We start from the raw sequence: 7,109 nt of genomic DNA, 5'->3' as shown, positions 1-7,109 counted from the left end.
TCACTTTCTTAGACAGTATTACATTTTTCATCTTCAGTTTCTTCAAAGCGCTGCTATATCCACTAACACAAAACATGCCAAATTGGATTTCTATTACTCTTTTCTCATTCATTGAAATTACACTAGATTAGTTCGTCATTCATACTGCTGATGATTGGATAGAAAGCGTACAAATGTCCAACATAGCTGAATTATGTGTCGTACTATTCTTTTTCCTCTTAAATAAATTATTAAGTGACGAGAAAGAGTAAGAATACAAGCTTTTCTATATAAAAATTGGTACAATGAAAGCAAATCTTACTAAAGAGGTGTTAATTATGAACTTACAACAATGGGCTGATAAAGGTATGTCCTTTGATACATATGTGAATGAAATGCAAGTAAACCAATACGAGCTACTACACATTTACAATAACTTTTTAATTCCAAATGAATTACTTCCTGTATTAGAAGAACGTCAAAATGACGGCTGGCGTGTTATCGTATTAACTGCTGATTGGTGTGGCGATGCTCTTTTATGCGTACCTGTTATGAAACGAATTTCTGAAGTTGCAAATATTGAAATGAGTTTATTAATTCGCGACGAAAACTTAGAATTAATGGATCAATATTTAACAAATGGAACAGCACGTGCGATTCCAATCTTTATTTTCATTGATAAAGATGGAAATGAACAAGCCGTCTTTGGACCACGCGCTCCAAAAGTACAAGAATTAGTAACTTCAATGCGCGCTACATTACCTGAAAAAGAAGATCCAACATTCGAAGAAAAACAAAAAGAAATGTATGCTAATTTCCGTGCTACATTAGCTGATGATACTTCTCTTTGGGAGCATGTAATGGAAAATATGGTGGAAAAAATAGTAAAATAAAAAAACCCTGCCGAGCTCGGCAGGTTTTTTTATTACATAATGAAGAAATAGAATACCGCAGCTAAAATGAAACGATAATAAGCGAACGGTGTTAGTTTCACACGAGATAATAATTTCAAGAATGAAACAATTGCAAGCATCGCAACAACGAATGCAGTTATAAACCCTGTTACAAATAGCGTTATATCTGCTGAGCTTAATACATCCCAGCTTTTAATTAAATCTAATCCACTTGCAGCTACCATCATCGGTACCGCTAAAATGAACGTATATTCAGCTGCCGCTGTATGCGACACGCGAGCTAATAAACCACCACTGATTGTAGAACCAGAACGAGAGAATCCTGGCCAAAGAGCTAAACATTGAAACATTCCAATTGTAAATGCCTGTTTATATGTGATTTCATCTAACGTTCTTGCTGTACTTGGTTTTGAAAACTTCTCAGCAACAATCATTAAAATACCACCGGCTACTAAGCTAATAACAACTGGTCCTGGACCAAATAAAACCTCTTTAATAGTGCTATGGAATAATACGCCAAGTATCCCGGCAGGAATCATCCCGATAATAATATGTAATAAATTTAACGATGGTCCGTCTGTTACTTTACCTATTCCAACTAACGACCATAGACGCTTCCAAAATATAACAACAACTGCTAAAATCGATCCCAATTGGATAACAACTTCAAAAACTTTCGCTCTCTCATCGTCAAATCCAATTAAATGTCCTGTTAAAATCATATGTCCTGTTGATGATACTGGTAGAAACTCTGTTAACCCTTCAACAGCACCCATGATTAAACCAATTAACCAATCAGCCACAAGTAGTGCCTCCTTAATAACAAATAATATGTAATTTTTTCACACCTTATCATAATACCTTATCCCTTTTCAAAGTGCATCCTTTTTTTATTGGTTTCATATGTTGTAGGCGCGTATTTCTTTTCTAATCTTTGATTAAATTGTATGATAGTAAGAGTTTGTTTTTTTATATGGAAAGGGGATTTTATGAAAGAAACTACTTCATTTTCACAAAAGTTAAAGCAATTTGTATTACTATTTTTTCCGATTTTCGTAACGCAAATGTCATTATTTGCGATGAGTTTTTTTGATACAACAATGTCAGGACATGCAAGTCCAACTGATTTAGCTGGTGTTGCAATTGGAACAAGTATATGGCTTCCAGTTAGTACGGGATTAACAGGAATTTTAATGGCTACTACTCCCATTGTTGCACAACTCGTCGGATCCAAGAAAAAAAAGGACGTTCCCCACGTTGTCATACAAGCAGTTTATTTAGCAATTTGTGCTAGCTTCGTTGTTATCCTCATCGGTTTCTTCGTCGTTTCACCTATTTTAAACGGCATGCGCTTAGAAGAACCTGTGGAACGAATTGCAGCTCAATTTTTAAGTATTATCGCAATAGGAATTATACCTTTATTCACTTACACTGTTTTACGTGGATTTATTGATGCATTAGGAAAAACTCGCACAACGATGATTATTACATTACTATCATTACCAATTAACGTAATATTAAATTACCTATTAATTTTTGGTAACTTCGGTTTCCCAAAGCTTGGTGGTGTCGGAGCAGCAATTGCTTCCACTGCAACATATTGGTGCATTTTAATTATTACAGTCATTATTATTCAGACGAAAGAGCCTTTTGCCTCTTTCAACATTTTCAAACAATTATATCGCCCTTCTCTTTCGAGTTGGACAACATTCTTAAAGCTTGGCGTTCCTATCGGATTTGCTATCTTTTTTGAAACGAGTATTTTCGCTGCGGTAACGCTCATGATGAGTAATTTTAGTACGACAACTATTGCAGCTCACCAAGCAGCTATGAACTTTGCTTCCTTGTTATATATGACTCCGCTAAGTTTAGCAATGGCAATGACTATTGCAGTCGGATTCGAAGTTGGAGCAAAACGTTACGATAATGCAAAACAATACGGACTGATTGGAATTGGATTAGCCCTTGCCTTTGCTTTATTATATTCAATTCTTCTCTACTTCTTTGATAATCAAATTGCTTCTATTTATACGACAGATGCAAAAGTTCATCATTTAGCAAAAGAATTTCTTATCTTTGCGATTTTATTTCAAATTTCAGATGCAATTGCAACCCCTGTACAAGGAGCTCTGCGTGGGTATAAAGATGTAAATGTTGCTCTAATTATGACTTTAATTGCTTATTGGATAATAGGTCTACCACTAGGTTACATATTAGCAACATATACAGAATGGGCCGCAAAAGGTTATTGGATCGGTCTTATTATCGGTCTAGCATTTGGCGCTGCCTTCCTCCTTATCCGTCTCTTTCAAGTACAACGAAAATATACAACACAAAACAGCCGCTAATAATAAAGCGGCTGTTTTCTTTATGCATATTTTTTCTTGTAACGTATAATATAATGAAAAAGAAAGGTGGGTACATATGGACGACAAAGAAAAAAAGCAATCATTCGATGAAGAATTTGCCCCTGAAATTTCACCTGGATATCGGCAAGATGTACATAAGCCACCTAAATATAAAAACACTTCGTTTTTAATGGGCATTACCATTTTCGCCGCTGTATTACTCATACTTATCATTTTCGTTTATTTTTGATGAAAGGTGGCCTATTATATGAAGAAACAAAATTCCAATCGTTCCAAAAGAACTGTTAAAACACAAAAAGGATATGCAGGCGATTCTGTTCATACACTTAAACAAGTGGAGCAAGGAAATTTATATATTGCTCAAAAAGAACTTGGTCAACAAAATGAAAATCTTTAAAGGTCCTTGATTCCTTGAGGGCCTTTTTATTCCGCATTAAGTAGTACACCCCCAAATGATCTATTGAGCAATGAATTTCCTTTATTGTACGCGCTGCTTTTGTTCTAGCACCATAAATATATTATTAACCTTTACAATTTTCACTTCATAATTCAATTTCATTTCGCTTCTCTTACCATTTTCAGTACCCGCAACGTACGCTACAGCTTGATAGAGAAAACTCTCATCTGTCTCTTCACGTATCTCCTCGTTTGTAAATTTATACTCTAAATCTTGAAAACGATTGGGATAATAATTTTCTATTAATTGTTCATACCCTCTATTTAAAAATAGTTCTTCACCTTTTCGTTTCACATCTTCTTTATTATTAAACTCAAACACGGATAGTTGCTCGGTCACAAAATGCTCTCCTACCTTTTTCATTTCATTATGAGTTAAATTTTCTATACTTTTGTTCTTTAATTCCTTATTTAACTCGTACTGATCAATCGGTTTAAAGGTAGCAAAAACCTCCTCTTTATATGACCAAAACAATACAAAAGCGATACATAGAGAAATGATTAACAGTCTTTTTTTCGTAATACTCCCGCCCTTCTTCATAATGATAGCTATATTTTAACATATAGAAAGAAAATTCTGATATCATAAAATAGAATAACTTAACTCAGAAACGAGGAACAATTATGGACTCTTACAAACATTATATAAAAGAAGCTTTGCCTAATCTTTCTATACATTCATATAAACAAAATGAAGAAGGGTGGGATAATGTAGCAGTTATAGTAAATGATGAGCTACTATTTCGTTTCCCGCGAAAACAGGAATATGCAATGCGAATTCCGTTAGAAAAAGAACTATGCACAATTCTCACTCAATCACTACAAGAAATCAAGGTTCCACAATATCACCTAATTTATAAAAATGAATCTGATGAGATTCCTCTTTGTAGTTACTATACTCTCATTCATGGTGAACCATTAAAAACAGAAACAGTTGCCAAGCTGGAGGATACAGAGCTGAAAGCAATTATTACACAATTAGCTACTTTCCTTGCGGCACTACATAGTATTCCTTTAAACGAAGTTACAACGCTATGTTTCCCTATTGAAAAAACATGTACCTACTGGAAAGAGCTACAAACAAAATTAAACCAATATCTTACTACTAACCTTACTTCATTACAGAAACTAGCCTTAAATCGCTTATTTGAAAATTTCTTTGCATGTTTAGCTACATCCACTTTTCAAAACACAATCATTCACGCTGATTTTACACATCATCACATTTTATTTAACAAGCAGAACAAAAGCATTTCAGGTGTTATCGATTTTGGTGATGCGCAAATTGGCGATCCTGCTTTTGATTTTGCAGGGCTATATTATGATTTCGGACATGAGTTTACTACATCTGTATATGAACAGTACAGTACACTTATTCCTCATCATGATCCATTACTCATTCACCGCATTACTACCTTTTATCAATACAGTCCTTTACTACATAATATTATTTATAACTTTGAATCAGAGAATGAACTCGAATTCATTACAGGTACAGAACAGCTAAAAACGATATTACAGGGATGAGATTACATTCTCTCCCTATATACTCTCTCCTCATACATCATTAACTTTTTATCCATTTCAACAATAACTTTATACAATTGAAATGCCTGTAGGATTTGCAGTTGAATTTCAAAAGGAGCATTTTGTTCTTTTAACCATTGAAATACTTTCGTTTCATCTTTCATTGATTATTCCTCCCTTTATCCTGCTATTTGCGGGTAGCCCGATTGACCCCCACTGATTAAAGTTTCACTTTATTAAAATCTGCTACAAATATACCGTAAATGATGAAAAGCTTTTCATGTCAATAACAAAAAAGGATGCAAAATTGCATCCTTTAATGTACTATATTTTTCTTCTGTTTCGCTTCTTTCTTTACTTCTTCCCCTTGGCATTCACTACGAAACGCACAACTTATACACTCAGAACGAAAATGACGCTCTGTATAATGCTCAGGTTGCTGTAACATTTCTTTCATTCTAGATAAATCAGCCATTCCAGTTATAATATCTTCCTGTTTCGGAATGTACTCATACTTAGTTCCTTCTATTAAATTAATAACTTCAATTTTTCCTGGAAGAACGCCGAAAGCTTTATAACTGAATACTGTCATTAGCTTCTGACAAAGAGCAAGCATTTCCTCATCCGCATCGACAACATACTTTTTAATTACAAACGACTCAGCATTCCACTCACCAACTTCAAATGTCAATGACATGTGGACACCTAACTCTTCCATATATGTTTGAAACTTCTCGTATAAAAACAATGGTGGTGTCTGACTATCATCCCTTTCAACAAACTGTAATAAGTGATCCGTTAGCTTCGCTAATACAATATAGTACTCCGTCTTCGAAGCAAACATATTAATCCTTACTTTTTTCCAATACTTTTCTATTAATATTAAAAGTACAATTTTCGTTTGTTGACCCGCAGGTAGCGTGTAATACTCGTTAATAATTTGATTCACAATCATTTGCGCTATTTGTTGCCATTCAAATGAAGAAGGTTCTCTTCTTTTTATATGACGAAAATAAAATTTATGCGGACACCGCATAAAATCATACAAATGATAATCTGTCATCGTTTTGATTGAGATTTTCTCATGCACTTGCTCTTCAGCTCCCTTCTGCCATTAAGAAAGGTGTTTTACAAATTCAGCTCCAAACTGTAAACATTTTTCTACATCTTCATCTTCTGGCGTTAATTCTACTTTTAGTCCTTCTAACACAACTGTTGCCCCGCGCTCTTGTAGCTTTTCTATTAAAATGTCAACCGCCACTCCGTATTTCGGATAAGCCGAATCACATGATCCGAATACTGCCGCTTTTTTCCCAGTTAAATCAATAGAATCCATTGCATCATAAAAATCTAAGAAATCATCAGGAAGATCACCATCTCCCCAAGTGTAGGCACCTAAAATAATTCCATCATACTGTTCTAATATAGAAGCTTCTGGTGAATCCATAATATCAATAACTTCAATTTCATTTTCTGTTTTACGAATCACGCCGGCAATATGATCAGCCATTTCCTCTGTATTTCCACTCATACTTGCAAAAATCATTACTAACTTACTCAACTGAACCTCTCCCTTTACTTTGTATCTCTTTTTCTGTTTGAATGCTCTTCTTCTCATCTACATATTCAGACCGAATTACATTTCGTTGCCATTCCATATGCTGATCAACATCTTTATTTTTATCTTTTAATCCCCTCCGTAGAAGGTGAAATTTTTTTCTCATTAACATGTCGCATCCATCCTATTGATAATAATTATCAATTTCAACTATATTTAGATTAATTGACATTGATTATCAATGTCAACAACTATTTTTAAAAAAATGATTAAAATGTACAAGCTTGTCCGTTAGCTATTCATATA

Annotated in this window: 11 protein-coding genes and 1 pseudogene; 6 read left to right on the top strand and 6 right to left on the bottom strand. The window is 34.2% G+C overall.

Annotated elements, in window-relative coordinates; all coding sequences use genetic code 11:
* A pseudogene (locus MR170_RS19785) lies at positions 1–251 on the top strand (YrvL family regulatory protein); the annotation flags it as partial.
* Positions 252–284: 33 nt separating this feature from the next.
* Positions 285–872 (top strand): thioredoxin family protein, encoded by a 588-nt coding sequence (locus MR170_RS19780; protein ID WP_002040836.1) that lies wholly within the window; start codon positions 285–287, stop codon positions 870–872.
* Positions 873–904: 32 nt separating this feature from the next.
* Here the strand turns inward: MR170_RS19780 and uppP are convergent, their stop codons facing one another.
* Positions 905–1,696, bottom strand: a complete 792-nt coding sequence (gene uppP / locus MR170_RS19775) for a bacitracin resistance undecaprenyl-diphosphatase (protein WP_029441801.1) — start codon at positions 1,694–1,696, stop codon at positions 905–907.
* Positions 1,697–1,882: 186 nt separating this feature from the next.
* Here uppP and MR170_RS19770 point away from each other — a divergent pair, with 186 nt between their 5' ends.
* From MR170_RS19770 to MR170_RS19760, 3 genes are all read left to right on the top strand, one after another.
* Positions 1,883–3,241, top strand: coding sequence for an MATE family efflux transporter (locus MR170_RS19770; RefSeq protein WP_029441800.1), 1,359 nt, complete (start codon positions 1,883–1,885; stop codon positions 3,239–3,241).
* Positions 3,242–3,317: 76 nt separating this feature from the next.
* Positions 3,318–3,491, top strand: a complete 174-nt coding sequence (locus MR170_RS19765; protein WP_000341062.1) for a hypothetical protein — start codon at positions 3,318–3,320, stop codon at positions 3,489–3,491.
* A gap of 18 nt (positions 3,492–3,509) precedes the next feature.
* Complete coding sequence (locus MR170_RS19760; protein WP_000744623.1) at positions 3,510–3,659, top strand: hypothetical protein; 150 nt, start codon at positions 3,510–3,512, stop codon at positions 3,657–3,659.
* Between the two features lie 81 nt (positions 3,660–3,740).
* Here the strand turns inward: MR170_RS19760 and MR170_RS19755 are convergent, their stop codons facing one another.
* Positions 3,741–4,259: a hypothetical protein gene (locus MR170_RS19755; RefSeq protein ID WP_029441798.1), complete on the bottom strand. Its 519-nt coding sequence runs from the start codon at positions 4,257–4,259 to the stop codon at positions 3,741–3,743.
* 83 nt (positions 4,260–4,342) lie between these two features.
* Between MR170_RS19755 and MR170_RS19750 the strand changes: the two genes are divergently transcribed.
* Positions 4,343–5,245, top strand: coding sequence for an aminoglycoside phosphotransferase family protein (locus tag MR170_RS19750; RefSeq protein ID WP_029441797.1), 903 nt, complete (start codon positions 4,343–4,345; stop codon positions 5,243–5,245).
* 2 nt (positions 5,246–5,247) lie between these two features.
* Here MR170_RS19750 and MR170_RS19745 read toward each other — a convergent pair whose 3' ends face one another.
* The 4 genes from MR170_RS19745 to MR170_RS19730 form a co-directional block, all read right to left on the bottom strand.
* On the bottom strand, positions 5,248–5,409 hold the full coding sequence (locus MR170_RS19745) for a hypothetical protein (protein ID WP_000651086.1): 162 nt from the start codon (positions 5,407–5,409) through the stop codon (positions 5,248–5,250).
* Positions 5,410–5,561: 152 nt separating this feature from the next.
* Entirely contained in the window at positions 5,562–6,335 is a 774-nt protein-coding gene (locus MR170_RS19740; RefSeq protein WP_000544579.1) for a hypothetical protein, read from the bottom strand.
* A 24-nt stretch (positions 6,336–6,359) separates the two neighbouring features.
* Positions 6,360–6,806: a flavodoxin gene (locus MR170_RS19735; RefSeq protein WP_242308999.1), complete on the bottom strand. Its 447-nt coding sequence runs from the start codon at positions 6,804–6,806 to the stop codon at positions 6,360–6,362.
* Positions 6,799–6,975: a hypothetical protein gene (locus MR170_RS19730; RefSeq protein ID WP_000929009.1), complete on the bottom strand. Its 177-nt coding sequence runs from the start codon at positions 6,973–6,975 to the stop codon at positions 6,799–6,801. The genes MR170_RS19735 and MR170_RS19730 overlap by 8 nt, the downstream gene beginning before the upstream one ends.
* Between the last annotated feature and the right edge of the window lie 134 nt (positions 6,976–7,109).

The sequence above is a fragment of the Bacillus cereus group sp. BfR-BA-01524 genome (assembly GCF_022662595.1).
GTDB classification, from domain to species: Bacteria; Bacillota; Bacilli; order Bacillales; family Bacillaceae_G; genus Bacillus_A; species Bacillus_A thuringiensis_S.
This window is presented reverse-complemented; position numbering and strand designations above follow the sequence as displayed.

Coding starts and splice junctions, on each gene's coding strand:
- MR170_RS19780 (WP_002040836.1), top strand. CDS start 285: ATGAAAGCAAATCTTACTAAAGAGGTGTTAATTATGAACTTACAACAA.
- MR170_RS19760 (WP_000744623.1), top strand. CDS start 3,510: ATGAAGAAACAAAATTCCAATCGTTCCAAAAGAACTGTTAAAACACAA.
- MR170_RS19730 (WP_000929009.1), bottom strand. CDS start 6,975: ATGTTAATGAGAAAAAAATTTCACCTTCTACGGAGGGGATTAAAAGAT.
- MR170_RS19765 (WP_000341062.1), top strand. CDS start 3,318: ATGGACGACAAAGAAAAAAAGCAATCATTCGATGAAGAATTTGCCCCT.
- MR170_RS19755 (WP_029441798.1), bottom strand. CDS start 4,259: ATGAAGAAGGGCGGGAGTATTACGAAAAAAAGACTGTTAATCATTTCT.
- MR170_RS19770 (WP_029441800.1), top strand. CDS start 1,883: ATGAAAGAAACTACTTCATTTTCACAAAAGTTAAAGCAATTTGTATTA.
- MR170_RS19750 (WP_029441797.1), top strand. CDS start 4,343: ATGGACTCTTACAAACATTATATAAAAGAAGCTTTGCCTAATCTTTCT.
- MR170_RS19745 (WP_000651086.1), bottom strand. CDS start 5,409: ATGAAAGATGAAACGAAAGTATTTCAATGGTTAAAAGAACAAAATGCT.